We start from the raw sequence: 20826 nt of genomic DNA, 5'->3' as shown, positions 1-20826 counted from the left end.
TGATCGCGAGGTGCCCCCCTCATGATCCCGGAACGAGAACAGATTAGGGGGATGATCCGACGGTCATCCCGTGAATTCCCGCTCGCCCGCTCCTACTTGTCCGGGCCTATCGGAAACGCAGGAACTCCGGAGGGACGGCGTCCGCCAGCCACACCCCGTTGGCGCTGATGCGGAACACGTGCCCGGCCGCGCGCATCGCGCCGGCGTCCACCGTCAGCACCACCGGCCGGCCCCGGCGTGCCCCCACGCGCGTCGCGGTTTCGCGGTCGGGTGACAGGTGCACGTGGTGGCGGGCCATGGGGCGCAGGCCTTCGGCGCGGATGGCGTCCAGGGCCGCGGCGACCGTGCCGTGGTAGAGGTGCGCGGGTGGTTCGGCCTCCGGCAGGCCCAGGTCCACCGCCACCGTGTGTCCCTGGCTGGCCCTGATGCGGGTGCCGTCGACGGCGAAGCGCTGCTTGTCGTTGGAGGCGATCACGTGGTCGAGTTCGGCCCGGGTGAAGCGGAATCCGTGGGCCGCGGCGGCGCGCAGAAGATCATCGATCTCCACCCACCCCTGGGTGTCGAGCACCAGTCCGATGCGATCCGGCTGATGTCGCAGGTGTTTCGAGACGTATTTGGACACCTTTACGGCGCGTCTGTCGTCCATGGCCCCAGCTTGCCGGGCCGGGACGGGTCTGGGCAGCGATTTTTGGCCGCCCCGTTGAACGCGGACTCCCTCTATCGCGTTTCCAAGATACGGAATACATTTTCCGCTGAACTGCTGCCCACAGGGAGAAACTATGACAAATAAGGCTTCACTGCTACGGCGCGCGACTGCTGAGCTCATCGGCACCGCGAGCCTGCTCGTGGTGGTGATCGGTTCCGGCATCCAGGCCGCGTCCCTCAGCCGTGACGCGGGAGTGGCCCTCGTCGCCAACTCGCTCGCTTCCGCCATCGGCCTCGGGTTGATCATCACGCTCTTCGGGCCGCTGTCCGGAGCCCACCTCAACCCGGTCGTCACCCTGACCGCGTGGTGGGCCCGTCGCACCGGCGGCGAGGGGCTCGACGTCCGGGAGGCCCTCGCCTACGCCACCGCCCAGACCGCCGGGGCCATCGGCGGGGCCGTCCTCGCCGAGGTGATGTTCGGCCGCACCCCCGGCGAGTTCTCCACGCAGGTCCGCGACGGTGGTCACCTGCTGATCGGGGAGATCGTCGCCACCGCCGGCCTGGTCCTGGTCATCCAGGGGCTCGGCCGCATCGGACGGTCCCGTCTGATCCCGTCCGCCGTCGCCGCGTACATCGCCGCCGCGATCTGGTTCACCTCCTCGGGGTCGTTCGCCAACCCCGCGGGCACCGTCGGCCGGGCCTTCAGCGACTCCTTCACCGGCATCGCCCCGCAGTCGCTGCCCGGTTTCGTCGCGGCCCAGCTGCTGGGAGGCTGCGTGGGCCTCGCCCTGGCCACCCTCCTCTACGGGCGTGAGCGCGGCACCCGGTCGGCGGAGCGTGTGCGGGCCGCCGGACCGACCGCTCCGGACGAGGGGAAACCGGTGGCCGATATCACCCGCACCGATCCCGCTTTCGAGGCCGTGGTCTGAGGATCAGGCCGGGTTCCCCACAGCCGAACGGGAGTTGTCCACAGCTGTTTCGGTGGGTTTCGGTGATAAGAGTGTGATTCGCCCTGTGGACTGCTGATCGAGCACTATCGGCCGCCCTTGCTGACCAGATCGTTCATGGTCCGTGCCTGGAGCTCGCGTTCCGTCGCGGCCCGGACGAACTCCGCCACGTGCGCGGACCCCACCAGCTCCTGTACCGCCCGCACCGTCTCGGCGGGCAGGGCCACCGGCGCCGGGCCCGAGGGCTGCGCCCCGCCGGCGGCCCCCAGGTGCCGCTGGAGGTGCCGGGTCGCGAAGAGCCGCATCGCCCGTGCCAGCTCGGCGTCCACCGTCTGCTGGGCCAGGGGCCGCAACCTGCGCACCATCGTCGCCGCCTCCGCCGCGTCCGCGTCGGTCGGTGGCACCTGACCGAGGTAGCGGGCGAAGACGTGCTCGGTGGTGAACTCCAGGAAGCGGGAGGCGATGTGTTCGACCTGCCCGCGCAGCTCGCGCAGGTGTCCGGTGATCGCCACCAGCGGTACCCCGGCCGCGTACAGCTCGGCGGCGACCGCCAGCTCCTGCGGTGACGGCACCAGGAACTGGTCCGGGCGCCCCGCGATCCGCTCCAGCACCCCCAGCTCGCAGGCCTCGTCCACGGCGTCGTCGTCGGGCCGGCCCCCGAACCGCTCGTTGAGGTCGGCCCGGCTGATGCGGGCCGCCTCCTCGTCGGTCCACGGTCCGTGCACCTCGGCCACCAGGCCGAGTACGCCGCCCAGTCCGCGCCCCGCGTCCCAGGCCTCCAGCAACTCCTTGATGGAGGCCAGGGTGTAGCCGCGGTCCAGCAGGTCCGCGATCTGCCGCAGCCGCGCCAGATGCGTGTCCCGGTAGACGTTGGACCGGCCGCGGCGCTCCGGCTTCGGAAGCAGACCGCGGTCCTGGTACGCCCGGATCGTGCGTACCGTCGCTCCGCTGTGGTGGGCCAGATCCTCGATCCGGTACTCGGCTACCGCCTGATCGGACAATCCCGGCTCCCTACGACATGGCGGCTCGCCCGACCGCGCCCGCCGCGGTCCGGGCGGCAGGAGACGCCGCCAGGCACTCGACCGCCCTGCGCAGCGAGCCCTCCTGCGAGGGATGGTACGACCGCCGGAAGGAGCGGGGTATGGCCGTGCCCGGCTCTCTCCACGCCGGCCCCGGTCCCCCGGCCACGACCCGGCCCCCTCCGCCCCCGCTCGCAGCCGGCGCTCCACGCCCGCTCACAGCCGGGGCTCCACCCTCGCGATCCGCCGCAGCGCGCGCGGCGCGAAGCGGGACATCCACAGGGCGCCCTTGGACTCCGGGGTCACCGGCACCACCGCCTGGTTCTTCACCACGGCCAGCAGGATCGCGTCGGCGACCTTCTCCGGCGGGAAGTTGCGCAGCCCGTACAGCCGCGAGGAGCGCTCCTGGCGGCGCTTCTCCTCGGCCGCGTCCACCCCGGCGAACCGCGAGGTGGCGGTGATGTTGGTGTTGACGATCCCCGGGCAGATCGCCGAGACGCCGATCGACTTCCCGGCGAGCTCCGCGCGCAGGCACTCGCTCAGCATCAGCACCGCCGCCTTGGAGGTGCTGTAAGCGGGCAGGGTCCGGGAGGGCAGGTAGGCAGCGGCGGAGGCGGTGTTGACGATGTGGCCCCCCTGATTGCGCTCGGCCATCTGCTTCCCGAAGATCCGGCAGCCGTGGATGACACCCCACAGGTTGACGTCGAGGACCTTCTTCCAGTCCTCGGAGGTGGTCTCCAGGAAGGAGCCCGACAGCCCGATCCCGGCGTTGTTCACCAGGACGTCGACGATGCCGTACTCGGCGGCGACCTTCGCCGCGAGCTTCTCCATCGCCTGCTCGTCGCTGACGTCGACGCATTCGCCCCAGGCCTCGGGCGCACCGACCAGCCGGGCCATCTCGGCGGTGCGCGCCGCGCCCTCGGCGTCCCGGTCCACGGCCACGACCCGGGCCCCGGCCTCGGCGAACGCGAACGCGGTGGCCCGTCCGATGCCGCTGGCGGCGCCCGTGACCAGCACCAGTCGGCCGCCGAACCGGTCGGAGTGGCGGCCGGGGGCCTTCCGCTGCGGAGCCCGCGCGGCCGGTTCCTCCTGTGCGGTCACGAACTCGGAGATCCACGACGCCACCTGGTCCGGCCGGGTCCGCGGGATCCAGTGCTTGGCGGACAGGGTCCGCCGCAGCAGGTCCGGGGCCCACAGCTCCGTGTCGTCGTAGAGCCGCTCGGAGAGGAACGCGTCCCCGGTCGGCACGATCAGCTGTACCGGTACGTGCGCGTAGGCGTCGGTGCGCGGCCGGCGCATCCGCGGCCGGACGTTGTCGCGGTAGAGCCAGGCGCCGTGCGCCGCGTCCTCGCGGAGCGAGGCGGTCGGGTAGGTGCTGTCCTGGAACTTCTCCGTCCGCTGGAGGATCTTCGGCCAGCGCTTGCCGAGCGGCCCGCGCCATGCCAGCTCCGGCAGTACCGGGGTGTGCAGCATGCCGACGTACCAGGACTTCACGCCCTGGTTCAGCAGCTGGGCGGCCCGCCGCGGGGTCGGCCGCGTCATCCGCTTCTTGATCCAGTGCCCGAAGTGGTCGAGCGAGGGGCCCGACATGGAGGTGAAGGAGGCGATCCGCCCCTCGGTGCGGGCGACCGTGGCGAACTCCCAGCCCTGTACGGAGCCCCAGTCGTGGCCGACCAGGTGCACCGGGCGGTCCGGGCTGACCGCGTCCGCCACGGCCAGGAAGTCGTCGGTCAGCTTCTCCAGGGTGAAGCCCCCGCGCAGCGGCACCGGTGCCGAGGAGCGCCCGTGCCCGCGTACGTCGTACAGGACCACGTGGAAGCGGGACGCGAGCCGCACCGCGACCTCCGACCAGACCTCCTTGCTGTCCGGGTAGCCGTGCACCAGCACCACGGTCGGACGGTTCGTCTCCCCGAGCTCCGCTACGCACAGTTCGATGCCGCCGGTGCGCACCCGGCGCTCCCGGGCGCCGGCCAGTGCCGTACCGCTCATTGTGCTCATGCCGCGTTCTCCTCAGCCCAGCGCCGCACGTGCGGCAGGTCGTCGTCCAGCCAGAACGCGCTCTCCTCGGGGTCCCGGGAGTCGGTCACCACCAGGATCTCCTCGAACTTCGCGCCGGTCCCCCGGAAGCCCAGGTGCGGCTCCACCGCCCACAGGCCGGGCTGCGGCGGATGGTCGGAGAAGTGGTACGGACTCCACAGCGGGGACCAGCCCTCGCGGTGCCCGTGCAGGGCGTCCGAGACCAGTCCCCTCAGGGACCGCGTACCGAAACCGAACGCGGTCGGGGACCAGCGCCGCTCCGCGACGCGGTCGATCTTGTGCGCGATGACGCCGAAGGGGTAGGCCCGGTGGCGGTTGGCGTACCCCTGGCGGGTCATCAGCCGCTCGACGTTCTCGTAGATCTCCCGGAGGGAGCGGCGTTCGCGCACCTGCTCCAGGATCAGCTCCCGGTGCGGGCGCAGGTCGGACATCAGCCGGTCCTGCACGGGGTGCAGGCCGAGGCTGCCGGAGTACCCGACGTCGGCGGCGTATCCCCGGTACACGGGGGCCATGTCGAGGATGAACGGCATGCCCGGCTCCAGCTTCCGCCCCGTCGGGAAGAACTGGACGGGGATCTTGAAGTTCGCGAAGGCGGTGCGGTCGCCGAACCAGGCGAAGGGCAGGTGGAACCAGTCCCGCACCCCGCGCTCGCGCAGCCAGTCGCGCTGCATCCGGGCCGCCTCGCGCTCGGTCACGCCGGGCCGGAGCTGCGCCGCCACGGTCTCGGCGCACTCGTAGGCGAGGCGCTGGACCTCTCTGAACCCGCGCAGTTCGGCGGAGAGCCCTGCCCGGTCGTGCGCGGTGCGTTGCTTGGTTTCCCCAGCCATGCCAGCCGTCCGTCCTGTAGGCGTACGCGCCCGTAACTTGACACTGATGAATGTGACAATGACCGGAGATCACGTCAAGGCCCGTGCACGGACCTGTGGACAAACTTGTCCGGGTCATGCTCAAAGTGCCCGCGGTGCCCGCCGACGGCCGGGCCCGCATCAGCCTTGGGGCAGGGCCCGTAGTCCTCAAGGCGGATACGCGATCCCGCTCCAGGTCTGACGATCCGGCCCGCCCGCGGCACTAACGTCGAACGCGTGACTGTCATCGCGACCGAAAGCCTGAGCAAGCGGTATCCCCGAGTGACCGCCCTCGACCGGCTCTCCCTGGACATCGGGCCCGGAGTGACCGGGCTCGTGGGCGCCAACGGAGCCGGCAAGTCCACGCTGATCAAGATCCTGCTCGGACTGTCCCCCGCCACCGAGGGCCGCGCCGCCGTGCTCGGACTCGACGTCGCCACGCATGGCAGCGCCATCCGTGAACGCGTCGGCTACATGCCCGAACACGACTGCCTGCCACCCGACGTCTCCGCCACGGAGTTCGTCGTCCACATGGCGCGCATGTCCGGGCTGCCGCCGACCGCGGCCCGCGAGCGCACCGCCGACACCCTGCGCCACGTCGGGCTGTACGAGGAGCGCTACCGCCCCATCGGCGGCTACTCCACCGGCATGAAGCAGCGGGTCAAACTGGCCCAGGCACTCGTCCACGACCCGCAGCTGGTCCTCCTCGACGAGCCGACCAACGGCCTGGATCCGGTCGGCCGCGACGAGATGCTCGGCCTGATCCGCCGCATCCACACGGACTTCGGCATCTCCGTCCTGGTCACCTCCCACCTCCTCGGCGAGCTGGAGCGGACCTGCGACCACGTGGTCGTCGTCGACGGCGGCAAGCTGCTGCGCTCCAGCTCCACCAGCGACTTCACCCAGACCACCACCACCCTGGCGGTCGAGGTCACCGACTCCGACGCGCACCCGGACGGCACCGCCGCCGTGCGTGCGGCGCTCACCGCGGCGGGCATCGTCCTGCACGTGGGCGAGGAGCAGGGCCTGCCCGGCGCCGGCCACATCCTCCTGGTCGAGGCCACCGGCGAGGACACGTACGACACCGTCCGCGACACCGTCGCCGACCTCGGGCTCGGCCTGGTCCGCATGGAGCAGCGCCGGCACCACATCGCCGAGGTCTTCCGCGACGGCGACCGGGCCGCGCAGACCGCGGCGGCCGCGCAGGCCGCGCAGGCAGCCGTGCCCGTCCCGCAGTTCCAGACCCAGCAGAAGGGAGCCGGTTCCGATGGCGCCTGACACCTCGACCCAGATCCACAACATCGGCTACCGGTCCTACGACGGGCCCCGCCTCGGGCGCGCCTACGCCCGCACCTCGCTCTTCTCGCAGTCCCTCCGGGGCGCGTACGGACTCGGCCGCTCGGCCAAGTCCAAGGTGCTGCCGATGATCCTCTTCGCGGTGATGTGCGTCCCCGCGCTGATCATCGTCGCGGTGGCGATCGCCGTTCCCGGCTCCACCGACCTGCCGATCAAGTACACGACGTACGCCCTGACCACCCAGGTGATCATCGGCCTCTACCTCGCGTCCCAGGCACCCCAGTCGGTCTCCCGTGACCTGCGCTTCAAGACCGTGCCGCTGTACTTCTCGCGGCCGATCGAGCGGGTCGACTACGTCGTGGCCAAGTACGCGGCCATGGCCTCGGCCCTCTTCATCCTCACCGCCACTCCGCTGCTGATCATGTGGATCGGCTCGTTGCTGGCGAAGTTCGACTTCGCCCACCAGACCAAGGGATTCGGGCAGGGACTGGTGTCCGTACTGCTGCTGTCGCTGCTCTTCGCGGGACTCGGCCTGGTCATGGCCGCACTCACCCCGCGCCGCGGGTTCGGCGTCGCCGCCGTCATCGGCCTGCTCCTGATCCCCTACGGCGCCGTCACGGCGGTGCAGGGCGTGGCCTACAACACCGGCCACACCGCGGCCATCGACTGGATGGGCCTGTTCTCCCCCATCACCCTGATCGACGGCGTGCAGACCGCCTTCCTCGGCGCGACCTCCGCCTTCCCCGGTGGCGAGGGCCCCTCCGCCGGGGTCGGCGCCGTCTACCTGCTCGTCGCCCTCGGCCTCATCGTCGGCTCGTACGCCGCCCTGATGGCCCGTTACCGGAAGGCCGGGCTGTGACCATCATCGACATCGACCACACCTCCCGCTGGTTCGGGAACGTCGTCGCCGTCAACGACGTGACCATGCGCATCGGTCCCGGCGTCACCGGCCTGCTCGGCCCCAACGGCGCCGGGAAGTCCACCCTCATCAACATGATGGGCGGCTTCCTCGCCCCCTCCACGGGCACCGTGACCCTCGACGGCGCGCCGATCTGGCGCAACGAGCAGGTCTACAAGCAGATCGGCGTCGTTCCCGAGCGCGAGGCGATGTACGACTTCCTCACCGGCCGGGAGTTCGTCGTCGCCAACGCCGAGCTCCACGGGCTCGACGACGCGGACGCCCAGCGGGCGCTCGCCACCGTCGAGATGGAGTACGCGCAGGACCGCAAGATCTCCACGTACTCCAAGGGCATGCGGCAGCGCGTGAAGATGGCCTCCGCGCTCGTCCACGACCCCTCGGTCCTGCTCCTGGACGAGCCCTTCAACGGCATGGACCCGCGCCAGCGCATGCAGCTCATGGACCTGCTGCGGCGCATGGGCGACGAGGGCCGCACCGTGCTGTTCTCCTCCCACATCCTGGAGGAGGTCGAGCAGCTCGCCTCCCACATCGAGGTGGTGGTCGCCGGCCGGCACGCGGCTTCCGGCGACTTCCGCAAGATCCGCCGCCTGATGACGGACCGCCCCCACCGCTACCTCATCCGCTCCTCCGACGACCGGGCCCTCGCCGCGGCCCTGATCGCCGACCCGTCCACGGCCGGCATCGAGGTCGACCTGAAGGAAGGCGCCCTGCGCGTCCAGGCCGTCGACTTCGGGCGCTTCACCGAGCTGCTGCCGCAGGTCGCCCGCGCGCACGGCATCCGGCTGCTGACGGTCTCGCCCTCCGACGAGTCCCTCGAGTCGGTCTTCTCCTACCTCGTCGCGGCCTGAAGGAGCTGGCACCCATGTACAACCCCACCGTCGCCCGGCTCACCTACCGGGCCCTGCTCGGCCGCCGCCGCGCGCTGATCCTCTTCGCGCTGCCCGCCCTGCTGATCGTCATCTCCGTGGCCGTCCGAGCGTTCACCGGCGTGGACGACAAGGTGGCGGCCGACCTGCTCGGCGGCTTCGCCCTCGCGACGATGGTCCCGCTGATCGGCGTCATCGCCGGCACCGGAGCCATCGGCCCCGAGATCGACGACGGATCGATCGTCTACCTGCTCTCCAAGCCGGTGAAGCGCCCGACGATCATCCTGACCAAGCTGATCGTGGCGATCGCCGTCACGATGGCCTTCTCCGCCATCCCGACCCTGATCGCGGGCTTCATCCTCAACGGCAACGGCCAGCAGATCGCCGTGGCCTACACGGTCGCCGCGCTCGTCGCCTCCATCGCCTACAGCGCCCTGTTCCTGCTGCTGGGCACCGTCAGCCGGCACGCGGTCGTCTTCGGCCTGGTCTACGCCCTGATCTGGGAGTCCCTCTTCGGCAGCCTGGTCTCCGGGGCCAAGACCCTCAGCGTCCAGCAGTGGTCCCTCGCCCTGGCCGAGAAGGTCGCCGGACAGGGCTACGTGGACGCGAGCGTCGGCCTGCCCACCGCCGTGGTCCTGCTGATCGTGGTCACCGTCGGCGCCACCGCGTACGCGGGCCAGAAGCTGCGCCGCCTCACCCTCGCCGGCGAGGAGTAGGCCCCCCGCACCACCGCGCGACCCGTGCCCCGCCCGGCCCACCGGCCAGGCGGGGCACCGTCGTACACGGCATCATCGGTGCATGATCGAGCACACCGAGCCCGAGCCGTCCAGGCCCCTGTGGTCCTGGATACGTGCCTCGCCCGGAACCCACATCTGGCTGCTCATCATCGCCGTCACCAGCGTCGTCGTCCTGATCGCGCCCGACCGGGTCGAGCACGTCCTGCTCCACCGCAACAGCAGCAACATCCACGAACTGGTCAAACACCCGATACGGGCCCTGATCAGCAGTGCCTTCTGGATCGAGGACCCGGCCTCCCTCGCCCTGTACGCCGTGCTCTTCGAGGTCTTCCACGCCACCGTCGAGCGCTGGCTCGGCACCCTGCGCTGGCTCGTGATCGTCGCGACCGCCCACGTCGTCGCCACCCTCGCCACCCAGAAGTTCCTCCTGATGGCCATCCAGGACAACCGCGCGCCGCACAGCATGACCCACGTCGTCGACATCGGCGTCAGCTACGGCATCGCGGCCTCCGTCGGCGTTCTGACCTACCGGCTGCCGGGCCCCTGGCGATGGCTGTACCTCGCCGGAGCCGTGGCCTTCTTCGGCCTCCCGCTGCTCACCGGCGGTACCTTCACCGACCTCGGCCACGCCATCTCGCTCGCCGTCGGGCTGCTCGCCTGGCCGCTGACCCTGCACCCGGACCCCCACCCGGCAGCCGCCGCCCCCTGACGTCCCGCCGATGTTTCACGTGAAACACCGGCTGCGCCCTCCGCGCCGCCGGGAAATTCGCTGGTACGGGTCCTGCGCCCCCGGCAGAGTGAGGGGTGCGGGGAGCAACAAAAGGTCCGGGGCAGCCACTTCGAGCGCGCCTCGCGGCGCGGGCCGTCCCGGACCTCTCGTACCCCTACGCGTCGCGCTACGCGGCGCCCAGCAGGCGCTCCAGCACCACCGCGATGCCGTCCTCCTGGTTGGAGGTGGTGACCTCGTCGGCCACGGCCTTCAGCTCCGCGTGGGCGTTGGCCATCGCGACGCCGTGCGCGGCCCAGCCGAACATCGGGATGTCGTTGGGCATGTCGCCGAAGGCGATCGTCTCGGCGGCCTTCACGCCCAGCCGGCGGGCGGCGAGCGAGAGGCCCGTGGCCTTGCTCAGGCCCAGCGGCAGGATCTCCACTATCCCCGGACCGGCCATCACGATGCCGACCAGGTTGCCCACGGTCGCCCGTGCCACCTTGACGAGTTCGTCCTCGCCCATCCCCGGGTGCTGGATGTACAGCTTGTTCAGCGGTGCCGTCCAGACCGCCGCGGTGTCCTCCAGGTACTGGGCGGGGAGGCCCTCCTGCACCTGGTAGCCGGGGCCGAACAGCACCTCGCCGTCCACCCCGTCCCGGCTGGCGGCCAGGGCCAGCGGACCCACCTCGGCCTCGATCTTCGACAGCGCCAGTCCGGCCAGCTGCCGGTCCAGCGTCACCGAGGTCAGCAGCCGGTGCGCCCCGGCGTCGTAGACCTGGGCGCCCTGCCCGCAGACGGCGATCCCCTTGTAGCCGAGGTCGTCCAGCACGTGCCGGGTCCAGGGCACGGCCCGGCCGGTGACCACGATGTGTGCCGCGCCCGCCGCGGTGGCCGCGGCGAGCGCTTCACGGGTGCGTTCCGAGACGCTGTCGTCGTCACGCAGCAGCGTGCCGTCGAGGTCCGTCGCGACGAGCTTGTAGGGGAACGGGGCCGGGCTCACTTGGCGATCGGCTCCAGTACCTCGCGGCCGCCCAGGTACGGACGGAGCACCGGGGGAACCCGAACCGAGCCGTCGGCCTGCTGGTGGTTCTCCAGGATGGCGACGATGGTGCGCGGGACGGCGCACAGGGTGCCGTTCAGCGTGGACAGGGGCGCGGTCTTCTTGCCCTCGCGGTAGCGGATCGACAGGCGGCGGGCCTGGAAGCCGTCACAGTTCGAGGCGGAGGTCAGCTCGCGGTACTTGCCCTGGGTCGGGATCCAGGCCTCGCAGTCGAACTTGCGGGAGGCGGAGGAGCCCAGGTCGCCGGTGGCGACGTCGATCACCTGGAACGGCAGCTCCAGGCTGGTCAGCCACTGCTTCTCCCAGTCCAGGAGGCGCTGGTGCTCGGCCTCGGCGTCCTCCGGCGCGACGTACGAGAACATCTCGACCTTGTCGAACTGGTGGACGCGGAAGATGCCGCGGGTGTCCTTGCCGTACGTACCGGCCTCGCGGCGGAAGCACGGCGAGAAGCCGGCGTACCGCAGGGGCAGCTTGTCGGCGTCGATGATCTCGTCCATGTGGTACGCGGCGAGCGGGACCTCGGAGGTGCCGACCAGGTAGTAGTCGTCCTTCTCCAGGTGGTAGACGTTCTCCGCGGCCTGGCCGAGGAAGCCGGTGCCCTCCATGGCGCGCGGGCGGACCAGCGCGGGGGTGAGCATCGGGATGAAGCCGGCCTCGGTGGCCTGCGCGATCGCGGCGTTGACCAGGGCCAGCTCCAGCAGGGCGCCGACACCGGTGAGGTAGTAGAAGCGCGAACCCGACACCTTGGCGCCGCGCTCGACGTCGATGGCGCCCAGGGACTCGCCCAGCTCCAGGTGGTCCCTGGCCTCGAAGCCCTCGGCGGCGAAGTCGCGGATCGTGCCGTGCGTCTCCAGGACGGTGAAGTCCTCCTCGCCGCCGACCGGAACGTCGCTGTGGACGATGTTGCCGAGCTGGAGCAGGAGCTTCTTGGCGGCCTCGTCAGCCTCGTTCTGCTCGGCCTCGGCGGCCCTGACGTCCTGCTTGAGCTGCTCGGCCTTGGTCAGCAGCTCGGCCCGCTCCTCCGGAGAGGCCTTGGGGATGAGCTTGCCGAGGGACTTCTGCTCGTTGCGCAGCTCGTCGAAGCGCATGCCGGAGGACCTGCGGCGCTCATCGGCGGAGAGGAGTGCGTCGACGAGCTCGACGTCCTCTCCACGGGCGCGCTGCGAGGCGCGGACACGGTCAGGGTCTTCACGGAGCAGCCGAAGGTCAATCACCCCTCCAGGCTACCGGGCTGGGCTTCCCGGGATCACATCGATATCACGCTGCGTGTCGCTATGTCCCAATTGGCACGAATGTAAAAGTCTTGCCCGGCGGCCGGATCCGGCTCCTGCGGGCCGGTCGATAAAACCGGTCCCATTCCCCGAAAAGGGGCACAACGGCGGGTGTTGGCCGGGGCCTGAGCAGCCGCGCGGGGGCTTCCTTGTCCACAGGAATTCCCCCTGGAGCCGTCTTATCCACAGGCTGTGCGCCGGTTCTGTGGACACGGAATTAGATCAATAGGGATCGGCGAGCGGTCGGGGCCGGTCAGGGTTCAAACCGCCCTCACACACTCATTCGGGTGGGAATGACTCGCTCCAAAGAGTTGATCGGTGATACACGGGTGACGCCGTTCACCTGCCGCTCCCCAGCGCGAAACCTGGGCCACCCGGCCGATTTGTCGACCTTGTCGTGCCGCTCTGTCGACTTGTCCCCAGGTCCCCATCTCGGCCTGTGGATAACTCTGTGGACAGTGGACGAAGGCCTACGCCCGGCCGTCGAGGCAGCGCGTCAGCCAGTCGGAGGCCTCCGTGAAGTCACTGTCGGAGGTTCCCGGCCGCGCGGCGCGCACCTCACTCAGAGCGACCCCGGCCCGCGGATAGGAGCCCAGGAAGCGCACCTGCGGGCAGGTCCGCTTGAGGCCCATCAGCGCCTCGCTCACCCGGCGGTCGGAGACGTGGCCCTCGGCGTCGACCGCGAAGCAGTAGTTGCCGATGCCCTCTCCCGTCGGGCGGGACTGGATCAGCATCAGGTTCACCCCGCGCACGGCGAACTCCTGGAGGAGCTCCAGCAGCGCACCGGGGTGGTCGTCGCCGAGCCACAGGACCACGGAGGTCTTGTCGGCGCCGGTGGGGGCCGCCGGCCGGGCGGGCCGGCCGACGAGCACGAAGCGGGTCTCGGCGTTCTGCGCGTCGTGGATTTCGGTGACCAGCGCCTCCAGCCCGTACGTGGCGGCCGCGAACTCGCCCGCGAAGGCGGCGTCGAAGCGTCCCTCCTGCACGAGCCGGGCACCGTCGGCGTTGGAGGCCGCCGACTCCCACACCGCGTCGGGCAGGTGGGTCCGCAGCCAGTTGCGCACCTGGGGCTGGGCCACGGGGTGCCCGGTGACGGTCTTGACGTCCGACAGCTTGGTCCCGGGCCGCACCAGCAGCGCGAACGCGATCGGCAGCAGCACCTCGCGGTAGATCATCAGCGGTTCGCCCGAGGCCAGCTCGTCGAGGGTGGCGGTGACCCCGCCCTCCACCGAGTTCTCGATCGGCACCAGCGCCGCGGCGGCCTCGCCGCCCCGCACGGCGTCCAGGGCGGCCGGGACCGACACCATCGGGACGAGTTCCCGGGTGGCGGCTTCCGGCAGGGTGCGCAGGGCGGCTTCGGTGAACGTGCCCTCGGGACCGAGATAGGTGAAGCGGGTGGCCGACATGCGATCAGCCTAATGCCGGGGCACCCGCCCCCGTGGGGCTGTTCACCCTTCGAGCAGGTGCTGCCCCACGTACTCCCCGCTGCGCGGCGCGGGCGGGACGGCGTACAGACCGCTCGACTCGTGCCGGATGAACTCCGACAGCGCGTCGCCGCGGTCGAGCTTGCGCTGGACCGGCACGAATCCGCGCAGCGGGTCGGCCTGCCAGCAGATGAAGAGCAGTCCGGCGTCGGGCGTGCCGTCGGGGGCGATCCCGTCGTGGAAGGAGAAGGGCCGGCGCAGCATCGCGGCGCCGCCGTTCTGTTCCGGGGCGGAGATCCGGGCGTGGGCGTTGGAGGCGATGACCGGCTTGCCGTCGGGGCCGAGCTTGTCCAGGGCGGGCTTCGTGGTCTCGCTGCCGCCGGTCAGGGGTGCCCCGGTGGCCTTGGTCCGGCCGATGACCTGCTCCTGCTGCGCCAGGGAGCGCTTGTCCCAGTCGTCGAGCAGCATCCGGATCCGGCGGACGACCGCGTACGATCCGCCGGCCATCCAGGAATGTTCCGCCGGCCCGGGGCCGGCGCCCTGGACGAAGATCCGCCGGTCGAAGTCGGGATCGGCGGGCTTCGGGTTCCCGGTGCCGTCGACCTGGCCCATCAGGTTGCGTGCCGTCATCGGGGTGCTGGTGGCACCGGGGGACCGGTTGAAGCCGTTCATCTGCCACCGCACCCGGGCGGCCTCGCCGGCGTCCTTCTGTATCGCGCGCAGGGCGTGGAACGCGACGAGTCCGTCGTCGGCGCCGATCTGCACCCACAGGTCACCGTTGCTGCGCTGGGCGTCGAGGCGGTCGGAGGAGAAGTCCGGCAGCGGGTCGAGGGCCGCCGGGCGGCGCGTCACGAGGTCGGTGCGCTCGAAGAAGGAGTGTCCGAAGCCGAACGTGAGGGTCAGGGAGGACGGCCCCGCGTCGAGGGCGATCCCGCTGTCCGACGTCGGGGCGGTCTCGCCGGCCATGAGCCGCCGTGCGGTGTCGGACCAGCGGCGCATCAGCGCGGCGGCCTCCTTGCGCCCGGCGCCCGGGGCCAGGTCGAAGGCGAGGACGTGCCCCTTGGCCTGGAGCGGGGTGGTGATGCCCGCCTGGTGGTCCCCTTCGAAGGCGACCCGGGTGGCCCCGAGCGAGCCGGCGGACCCGGCGGCGCCCGAGGCGCCGGCCGGGGAGTCGGAGACCGCCGAGTGCACCAGGGCGCCGCCGGTGGCGCCGAGTGCGAGCCCGGCGGCGCCCGCGGCGCCGACGGTGCCCAGCAGCCTGCGCCGGGAGATCTCGATGTCGGGGTTGCTCCCGGTGCTTTCGGTCACGCTCTTCAGCCGATCTTCACGTTCTTCTGGACGGTCGTCTGGTCGATGTCCGAGGTACGGACGGTCACGTCGATGCGCCATTCCCCCGCGAGCGGCAGCTGGACCCCGGACGCGCTCCAGTGTCCCGGAGCGTCACGGTCCGGGACGACCGGCAGCGGGCCGATCTCCTTGGCCGGGAGGGTGAAGGCGATCTTGATCTCGGGGAGGTCGAGGGGCTGGCCGTCCTCGCCGTCGGCCCACAGGTGCAGGGTGTTGGCGCCGACGCGGCCCGGGTCGAGCTCCAGCCGGACGGTGCCCTTGCCGTTCTGGCCGCCGGTGTCGAACGGCAGGGTGATCTTGACGGCCCGGTTGGGCACCGCCGGGCCGGACGCGCTGCGGTTCGTCTCCAGCTGGGCGGCGCGGCCGGGTTCGGTGCTGGTCAGGACGGTGGTCACGGCCAGCAGGACCACGGCCACACCGGCCTCGGCGAGCACCGAGCGGCGCAGCCCCGCGCGGCCGGGATCGGCGTCGCGGGCCTGCTTCTCCCGAGCCTTCTCACGGGCGGCGCGCTGACGTGCCAGCTGTGCGGCCCGTCGGGGGTCGGCGTCGGATCCGCTCGATGTTTCACGTGAAACATCGGCCCCCGTGAGCACCTCGGCGGGCTCTTCCACGGATGCCCCGGCCTCGGCGGCCTCGGAGGAACGGACCTCCCCGAGCCGCCCCGTCCACTTCCGCGAAAGGTAGGCGATGGCGACCAGGACGGCGACCAGCGAGACCTTGATGATGAGGAGCCGGCCGTAGCTGGTGTCGGTCAGGGCCGACCAGCTGCCCAGCTGGCGCCAGGACTGGTAGACGCCGGTCACGGCGAGTACCAGGACGCTGATGAAGGCGACTTTGGAGAAGCGCTGGACGGCCTCCCGCTCGATGTCAGGCACCTTGTGGAGCGCGACCAGCAGGGCGACCAGGCCACCGAGCCAGGTGGCCACGGCGAGCAGGTGCAGGATGTCGACGGGCATCGCGATGCCGGGCTGGATTCCGGTGGAGGCGTGTTCGGCGAGCGCCCAGGTGGCGGCGATGCCGCCGGCCACGACGGTGCCGCCGATGGCGAGCCCGAAGGCGAGGTCGCTCGTCTCCTTCTTCGCCTCTTCGTCCGCCCCGGCTTCGTCGGCTTCGGCGGCCTCGTCGGCTTCGCCGGCCCCGACGGGTGCGGTTTCGCCGACGGCCTTCTGGCGCCGGGCGTAGGCCCCGAAGAGCACGGCGATGAACAGGGCGGCCGCGCCGAGGAGCAGCAGCCGGGAGACGAAGGAGGCGCCGGTCTTGGTTTCCAGGACGGCCCGGAGCCCGTCGAGGTCGAAGACGTCCGCGAACTTCCCGGAGCCGGTGTACGGGGTCCGCAGCACGAGCATCGCCAGGGTGGCGGCCGTGAGGGTGACCCAGCCGCGCAGCACCAGCTTCTGCAGTGGCCGTTCGGCGGAGCCCCGGCGCCAGCACAGCAGGATGAAGGCGGCGCCGCCGACGAGGACGGTGAACCCGGCGTAGGCGGCGTAGCGGGCGATGTCGTACACGACGCCGACGGGCCCGCCGCCCACCTGCCGGTCGGGCAGGGAGACGCTGGTGGCCGACGGGGCGCCGACGGAGAAGGTGAAGGCGCCGGAGACCGGGTGGCTGTCGGCGGAGACGGCCTGCCAGGCGACGGTGTAGGTGCCGTTCGGCAGGCCGGTGTGCAGGGCAGTGCCGTAGCGGACGGTCGATCCGCTGCACATGTCCCGCAGTTCTCCGGTGTCGACCCGCTTGCCCTGCGGGTCCATGACGCGGATGGAGTCGTCACCCATGGCGACCTGCTCCGAGAAGGAGAGGGTGACCTGGGCGGGTGCCGTGGCGACCACCGCCCCTTCCTTGGGGTCGCTCGCGGTGAGTGCGGCGTGTGCCGTGGCCGGGGAGGCCGCGGTGAACAGGGATGCCAGCAGGGCTGCGAGGACCAGCGCCAGCCGTGGCAGGTATGCCGTGGCTCGGGCGGCGCGGGCCGGTGAAGGAGCGGGGGCGGTGGCCGTCATGGCGTGTCAGTTCCTCGGTCCGTCAGTGGGCATTGGAGTTCTGCGCGTTGTACGTCCGTTCCTTGACGTCCAGCTCGACCTTGACGGGGTCGGCCTTCTCGAAACGCAGCTCGACGGTGATCTTGTCACCGACCTTCGGCGTGCTCTTGAGACCCATGAACATGACGTGGCTGCCGCCGCGCTCCAGCTTCAGCTCACCGTTCGCGGGCACGTCCATGGCCTGGACCTGCTGCATCTTCTGGTCCTTGGTCTCGTGGATCTGGAGATCGTCCGAGAGCGGGCTGGTGACGGCGGTCAGCTTGTCGGCCGTCTTCGAGTCGTTCTTGATGACCATGAAAGCGCCGGCCATCTTGTCGTTGACCGGTTCGGGCATGAAGGCCCCGCTGACCGTCATCTTCGGCTTGGCCGATTCCCCGGCGCCGTCCGAGGAGCCGGACGCGGCGGAGGAGCCGGAGGAGTCGGAGGACGAGCAGCCGGATATCGCGAGTGCCGCCGTCAGGGAGAGGGCGACGGCGAGGGTGCGGGTGGTGCGGGTGTTCACGGGTTCTCTCCCTTGACGATCTTCGGCAGGTCCTTGGTGTAGTCATCGACGGTGGTGCCCTCGCCGTAGAGGACGTAGCCCTCGTCGGTCTTGGGCGAGAACGCGATGACCTGGGCCCCGTGCATGGAGACGACGCTGCCGTCGGCCTCCTTCTTGGGGGCCTCGATACCGATGCCGAGTGAGCGTGCGGCGGCCTGGATGGTGGCGAAGTCCCCGGTCAGTCCGGTGAAGGACGGGTCCTGGGCCCTGAGCCACGCGCCGAGGGAGTCGGGGGTGTCCCGTTCGGGGTCGGTGGTGACGAAGACGACCTGGAGCTTGTCCCGGTCCGCCTGGGGGAGCGCCTTCTTGGCGACGGCGATGTTGCTCATCGTCAGGGGGCAGACGTCCGGGCAGTTCGTGTAGCCGAAGTAGATGAGGGTCGGGCGGCCCTTGGTCTGCTCGCGCAGGTTCCACGGCTTGCCGGTGGTGTCCGTGAGGACCAGCTCCGGCTTGTCGAAGGGGCGGTCGAGGACGGTGGCGGCTCCGGCCTTCTTCTGGCCGGAGATCTGCGTGACCGTCCCGGTGTTCTTGGCCGTCTCACCGCCACAGGCGGTGAGGGCGAGCGCGGTCGCCACCGCGAGGGCGGCGACCGTCACACGTGTGGTGCGCATGAAGAGGTGTCCCTGTGATCGGGGATGGTACGGACGTACTCGTAACGACAGCGCCCGTGGGCGCGCGGTGTCAGGAGGCGCGGCGGCGCGAGGCGATGCCGAAGGCGACGCCACCGAGGCCGATCACGATGCCGGCGATGCCGAGGGCACGGGCCGTCGTGTCGGAGCCGCTCTTGGCGGCGGCCTCGTCGTGCGCGTCCTTCTTGTCGCCCTCGGTGGCGGTGGCCCCGGCGGCGGGCTTGGCCGCGTCGTCGTCGTGGTGGCCGTCGGCAGCATTGGCGGCGGTCAGCTTCAGCACGGGGGCCGGGTTCTGCGGCTCGGCGGCGCCCGGCTTGCTCTCCTCGATCCAGCGCACGACCTCGTTGTTGTCGTACGTCTGGATGGCCTTGAAGACCATCTGGTCGGCGTTGTCGGGGAGCTTGCCGACGGAGACCGGGAACTGCTGGAACTTGCCGGGCTCGATCTTGCCGCCGGTCCAGGTCACCTTGGTGACGGCTTCGTTGATCTGCTTGCCGTGCACGGTCAGCGGCTTGTCGAGCTTGCTCTTCTCGACGGTGACGGTCCAGCCGGGGATGTCCTGCGGCATCACGGACGTGAGCGGCTGGTCCACCGGGAAGTTCACTTCGAGCTGCGTGGTCGAGGCGTTGTCGCGCTCGTTGGGCACCTTGAAGTTGATGACCGCGTACCCGCCCTTCGCCGCCTCGCCCGAGGGCTGCACGCTGACGTGCGCGAAGGCGGGACCGGACAGGACGAGGACGGCGCCGGCGGCGAGGGCGGCGGCGAGGGAGACGCGAGAGGTCTTCACGGCGGGAACACTCCAGGATGCAGGGGTGACGGTGGCTCCGGGCACGGGCGCGCGCGGAGGTCGCGGCACCGGTGCTCCCGCTGTGCGTACGGGGAGTGGGGTGCCGCGTCAGGCTGCGAGGGCGAACGCCGCCGCGGGCGGTCCGCGCCTGATGACCGTGTGCAGGAGTGCGTCGCGGCCGGTCGCGACGGCGGGTGCCGCCGTGGTGCGGCGGGCCCGGGGGCCGCGGGCGGGCGCGCCGGGGAGTCCGGCCGCGAGGGCGCGTACGAAGGCCAGCGCGGCGCGCAGCGGACGGACCGGGTCGGCCTCGCGGGACAGCCGGGACAGCTCGATCAGCCGGAACAGCGCGGCGTCACCGCGGGCCAGCAGCCAGCCGGCCGCGAGCGCGGCCAGCAGGTGGCCGGCCAGCATGGCGGGGCTGAACAGGCCGATCGAGGGCTCCGCGGAGGCGGAGGCCATGTGCGCGTGGGCCATGTGGGCCTGCGCGGCGGCCTCCCCGGCCAGGGCGGCCGGGTCCAGTCCGGCGGTCTCCAGGATCTGCCGGGCGTCGGCCGGGCTGAGCGGTACGGAGTTGCCCCCGCAGACCAGCCGGGCGGCGAGCGCCGCGAGCGAGGTGTCGGCCCCCTCGGCCGGGGCCTGGGCGGCGGTGGCGCCGTGCTGGCCGAGTCCGAACAGCGCGTGCAGTCCGAGCTGGCCGACGACGAGCCCGGCGGCGATGCCGGGCAGCGGACGGCGGCGCCCCGCGAGGGGTGCCGCGACCGCGAAGACGGCGACGAACGCCAGGGCCAGTGCCCACCACGGCACGGTCGCGCAGGAGGCCACGGCGTGGCCGGCTGCGGACAGCGCGACGCAGACCGCGGTGAACACCGCGGCCCGGGTCGTCCGGAGGTCTGCTCCGGCGCGTGTCGTGTGGGTGGTAGTCATGGCCGGGCCATCATCGCACTGCGCTTAAGCCCTGCATACGGCAGGTACTGGAGGGACCGTAGGGTTCCGGTCCAAGGTCAGCGCGCGCACGGCGTGCCGTCAGCGCGGGCACAGTGCGTAGTCAGCGGCGGGCCGGAAACGGCGTCCCGGCCGGGCATACACCGGCGTCCGGGAGTGTCGCATCGGCCGAATGAGGGCTCTCCCGGCGCTCGGGGGCTTACGCCCGCCCGTGGGCGGCAATAGGTATCCGTATGAGCATCTGGTGGTCTCTCCACTTGAGGCGCGAAGCCGCGAGCGTGCCGCTCGCACGGCGACTGCTGCTGGGGGCGATGGAGACCGCGGGGGTGGATCCGGACATCTCCTTCGACCTGTCGGTCGCCCTGACCGAGGCCTGTGCGAACGCGGTGGAGCACGGTGGTGGCCGCAGAGACCACCGTGGTCACGGCGGTCACGGCGGGGCCTCCGGCGGGGGTGCCCGTGCCGTCGGTGTCCCGGACGGGACCGAGGCGTACCACGTCACGGCCTATCTGGACGGGGACCGCTGCCGCATCGAGGTGACCGATTCGGGCCCCGGGTTCCCGCCCGCCACGGTGTCCCGCCGCAGACCCTCCCTGGCCGAGCACGGCCGGGGCCTGGGACTGATCGCCGAGCTCTCCGACCACGTCCGCCTGCGCAACCGGCCGGGCCGGGGAGCGGTGGTGAGCTTCGACAAGATGCTGAAGTGGCGCGACGACGCGCTGCTGAAGGTGTCGTAGGCGGCAGGCGGCAGGCGGCAGGCCCCGCACGCGCC

20 protein-coding genes are annotated in these 20826 nt (G+C 71.4%); 7 read left to right on the top strand and 13 right to left on the bottom strand.

Going from position 1 to position 20826, the window contains the following annotated elements; translation table 11 throughout:
• Positions 1-106: 106 nt before the first annotated feature.
• Positions 107-646, bottom strand: a complete 540-nt coding sequence (locus ABZW32_RS06920) for an RNA 2'-phosphotransferase (RefSeq protein WP_356212195.1) — start codon at positions 644-646, stop codon at positions 107-109.
• Between the two features lie 133 nt (positions 647-779).
• On the opposite strand from ABZW32_RS06920, the gene ABZW32_RS06915 reads away from it, so the two are divergent.
• The gene (locus ABZW32_RS06915; protein ID WP_356212192.1) at positions 780-1574 is read left to right on the top strand and encodes an MIP/aquaporin family protein; all 795 of its coding nucleotides are present in this window, start codon (positions 780-782) and stop codon (positions 1572-1574) included.
• 104 nt (positions 1575-1678) lie between these two features.
• Here ABZW32_RS06915 and ABZW32_RS06910 read toward each other — a convergent pair whose 3' ends face one another.
• The 3 genes from ABZW32_RS06910 to ABZW32_RS06900 form a co-directional block, all read right to left on the bottom strand.
• Positions 1679-2593 carry a MerR family transcriptional regulator gene (locus ABZW32_RS06910; RefSeq protein ID WP_356212189.1) on the bottom strand — a complete coding sequence of 305 codons (915 nt, stop codon included), beginning with the start codon at positions 2591-2593 and terminating at the stop codon, positions 1679-1681.
• A 234-nt stretch (positions 2594-2827) separates the two neighbouring features.
• Positions 2828-4600 (bottom strand): SDR family oxidoreductase, encoded by a 1773-nt coding sequence (locus ABZW32_RS06905; RefSeq protein ID WP_356212312.1) that lies wholly within the window; start codon positions 4598-4600, stop codon positions 2828-2830.
• Positions 4601-4605: 5 nt separating this feature from the next.
• Positions 4606-5475 (bottom strand): M24 family metallopeptidase, encoded by an 870-nt coding sequence (locus ABZW32_RS06900; protein ID WP_356212186.1) that lies wholly within the window; start codon positions 5473-5475, stop codon positions 4606-4608.
• A 255-nt stretch (positions 5476-5730) separates the two neighbouring features.
• Between ABZW32_RS06900 and ABZW32_RS06895 the strand changes: the two genes are divergently transcribed.
• The 5 genes from ABZW32_RS06895 (at position 5731) to ABZW32_RS06875 (ending at position 10020) form a co-directional block, all read left to right on the top strand.
• Positions 5731-6771, top strand: a complete 1041-nt coding sequence (locus ABZW32_RS06895; RefSeq protein ID WP_356212183.1) for an ABC transporter ATP-binding protein — start codon at positions 5731-5733, stop codon at positions 6769-6771.
• Positions 6761-7648 (top strand): ABC transporter permease subunit, encoded by an 888-nt coding sequence (locus ABZW32_RS06890; RefSeq protein ID WP_356212180.1) that lies wholly within the window; start codon positions 6761-6763, stop codon positions 7646-7648. The genes ABZW32_RS06895 and ABZW32_RS06890 overlap by 11 nt, the downstream gene beginning before the upstream one ends.
• Positions 7645-8556: an ABC transporter ATP-binding protein gene (locus ABZW32_RS06885; RefSeq protein ID WP_356212177.1), complete on the top strand. Its 912-nt coding sequence runs from the start codon at positions 7645-7647 to the stop codon at positions 8554-8556. Before ABZW32_RS06890 ends, ABZW32_RS06885 begins: the two co-directional genes overlap by 4 nt.
• A gap of 14 nt (positions 8557-8570) precedes the next feature.
• The gene (locus ABZW32_RS06880; protein WP_356212174.1) at positions 8571-9290 is read left to right on the top strand and encodes an ABC transporter permease subunit; all 720 of its coding nucleotides are present in this window, start codon (positions 8571-8573) and stop codon (positions 9288-9290) included.
• Between the two features lie 82 nt (positions 9291-9372).
• Positions 9373-10020, top strand: coding sequence for a rhomboid-like protein (locus ABZW32_RS06875; RefSeq protein ID WP_356212171.1), 648 nt, complete (start codon positions 9373-9375; stop codon positions 10018-10020).
• A gap of 187 nt (positions 10021-10207) precedes the next feature.
• Here ABZW32_RS06875 and ABZW32_RS06870 read toward each other — a convergent pair whose 3' ends face one another.
• From ABZW32_RS06870 to ABZW32_RS06830, 9 genes are all read right to left on the bottom strand, one after another.
• A complete protein-coding gene (locus ABZW32_RS06870; protein WP_356212168.1) occupies positions 10208-11020 on the bottom strand; it encodes an HAD family hydrolase in 813 nt (270 codons plus the stop codon).
• Positions 11017-12294: a serine--tRNA ligase gene (gene serS / locus ABZW32_RS06865; RefSeq protein WP_356212165.1), complete on the bottom strand. Its 1278-nt coding sequence runs from the start codon at positions 12292-12294 to the stop codon at positions 11017-11019. The genes ABZW32_RS06870 and serS overlap by 4 nt, the downstream gene beginning before the upstream one ends.
• A 527-nt stretch (positions 12295-12821) precedes the next feature.
• Positions 12822-13757: a prephenate dehydratase gene (pheA, locus tag ABZW32_RS06860; RefSeq protein ID WP_356212162.1), complete on the bottom strand. Its 936-nt coding sequence runs from the start codon at positions 13755-13757 to the stop codon at positions 12822-12824.
• Positions 13758-13799: 42 nt separating this feature from the next.
• The gene (gene efeB / locus ABZW32_RS06855) at positions 13800-15083 is read right to left on the bottom strand and encodes an iron uptake transporter deferrochelatase/peroxidase subunit (RefSeq protein WP_356212159.1); all 1284 of its coding nucleotides are present in this window, start codon (positions 15081-15083) and stop codon (positions 13800-13802) included.
• A gap of 5 nt (positions 15084-15088) precedes the next feature.
• Positions 15089-17116: a copper resistance protein CopC gene (locus ABZW32_RS06850; protein ID WP_356212156.1), complete on the bottom strand. Its 2028-nt coding sequence runs from the start codon at positions 17114-17116 to the stop codon at positions 15089-15091.
• Positions 17117-17138: 22 nt separating this feature from the next.
• Positions 17139-17657, bottom strand: a complete 519-nt coding sequence (locus ABZW32_RS06845) for a copper chaperone PCu(A)C (RefSeq protein WP_356212153.1) — start codon at positions 17655-17657, stop codon at positions 17139-17141.
• Positions 17654-18307, bottom strand: coding sequence for an SCO family protein (locus ABZW32_RS06840; RefSeq protein ID WP_356212150.1), 654 nt, complete (start codon positions 18305-18307; stop codon positions 17654-17656). The genes ABZW32_RS06845 and ABZW32_RS06840 overlap by 4 nt, the downstream gene beginning before the upstream one ends.
• Before the next feature lie 70 nt (positions 18308-18377).
• Positions 18378-19112 (bottom strand): YcnI family protein, encoded by a 735-nt coding sequence (locus tag ABZW32_RS06835; protein ID WP_356212147.1) that lies wholly within the window; start codon positions 19110-19112, stop codon positions 18378-18380.
• Positions 19113-19220: 108 nt separating this feature from the next.
• Positions 19221-20036, bottom strand: a complete 816-nt coding sequence (locus ABZW32_RS06830; RefSeq protein ID WP_356212144.1) for a hypothetical protein — start codon at positions 20034-20036, stop codon at positions 19221-19223.
• 251 nt (positions 20037-20287) lie between these two features.
• Between ABZW32_RS06830 and ABZW32_RS06825 the strand changes: the two genes are divergently transcribed.
• A complete protein-coding gene (locus tag ABZW32_RS06825; RefSeq protein WP_356212141.1) occupies positions 20288-20791 on the top strand; it encodes an ATP-binding protein in 504 nt (167 codons plus the stop codon).
• Positions 20792-20826: the final 35 nt, after the last annotated feature.

It is taken from the genome of Streptomyces sp. NPDC004667, assembly GCF_040609475.1.
GTDB lineage: Bacteria > Actinomycetota > Actinomycetes > Streptomycetales > Streptomycetaceae > Streptomyces.
Note: the sequence above shows the minus strand (reverse complement) of the source record. Positions and strands in the feature narration are given on the sequence as shown.

Coding starts and splice junctions, on each gene's coding strand:
- ABZW32_RS06920 (WP_356212195.1), bottom strand. CDS start 646: ATGGACGACAGACGCGCCGTAAAGGTGTCCAAATACGTCTCGAAACAC.
- ABZW32_RS06915 (WP_356212192.1), top strand. CDS start 780: ATGACAAATAAGGCTTCACTGCTACGGCGCGCGACTGCTGAGCTCATC.
- ABZW32_RS06905 (WP_356212312.1), bottom strand. CDS start 4,600: ATGAGCGGTACGGCACTGGCCGGCGCCCGGGAGCGCCGGGTGCGCACC.
- ABZW32_RS06900 (WP_356212186.1), bottom strand. CDS start 5,475: ATGGCTGGGGAAACCAAGCAACGCACCGCGCACGACCGGGCAGGGCTC.
- ABZW32_RS06890 (WP_356212180.1), top strand. CDS start 6,761: ATGGCGCCTGACACCTCGACCCAGATCCACAACATCGGCTACCGGTCC.
- ABZW32_RS06880 (WP_356212174.1), top strand. CDS start 8,571: ATGTACAACCCCACCGTCGCCCGGCTCACCTACCGGGCCCTGCTCGGC.
- ABZW32_RS06875 (WP_356212171.1), top strand. CDS start 9,373: ATGATCGAGCACACCGAGCCCGAGCCGTCCAGGCCCCTGTGGTCCTGG.
- pheA (WP_356212162.1), bottom strand. CDS start 13,757: ATGTCGGCCACCCGCTTCACCTATCTCGGTCCCGAGGGCACGTTCACC.
- ABZW32_RS06850 (WP_356212156.1), bottom strand. CDS start 17,116: ATGACGGCCACCGCCCCCGCTCCTTCACCGGCCCGCGCCGCCCGAGCC.
- ABZW32_RS06840 (WP_356212150.1), bottom strand. CDS start 18,307: ATGCGCACCACACGTGTGACGGTCGCCGCCCTCGCGGTGGCGACCGCG.
- ABZW32_RS06830 (WP_356212144.1), bottom strand. CDS start 20,036: ATGACTACCACCCACACGACACGCGCCGGAGCAGACCTCCGGACGACC.
- ABZW32_RS06825 (WP_356212141.1), top strand. CDS start 20,288: ATGAGCATCTGGTGGTCTCTCCACTTGAGGCGCGAAGCCGCGAGCGTG.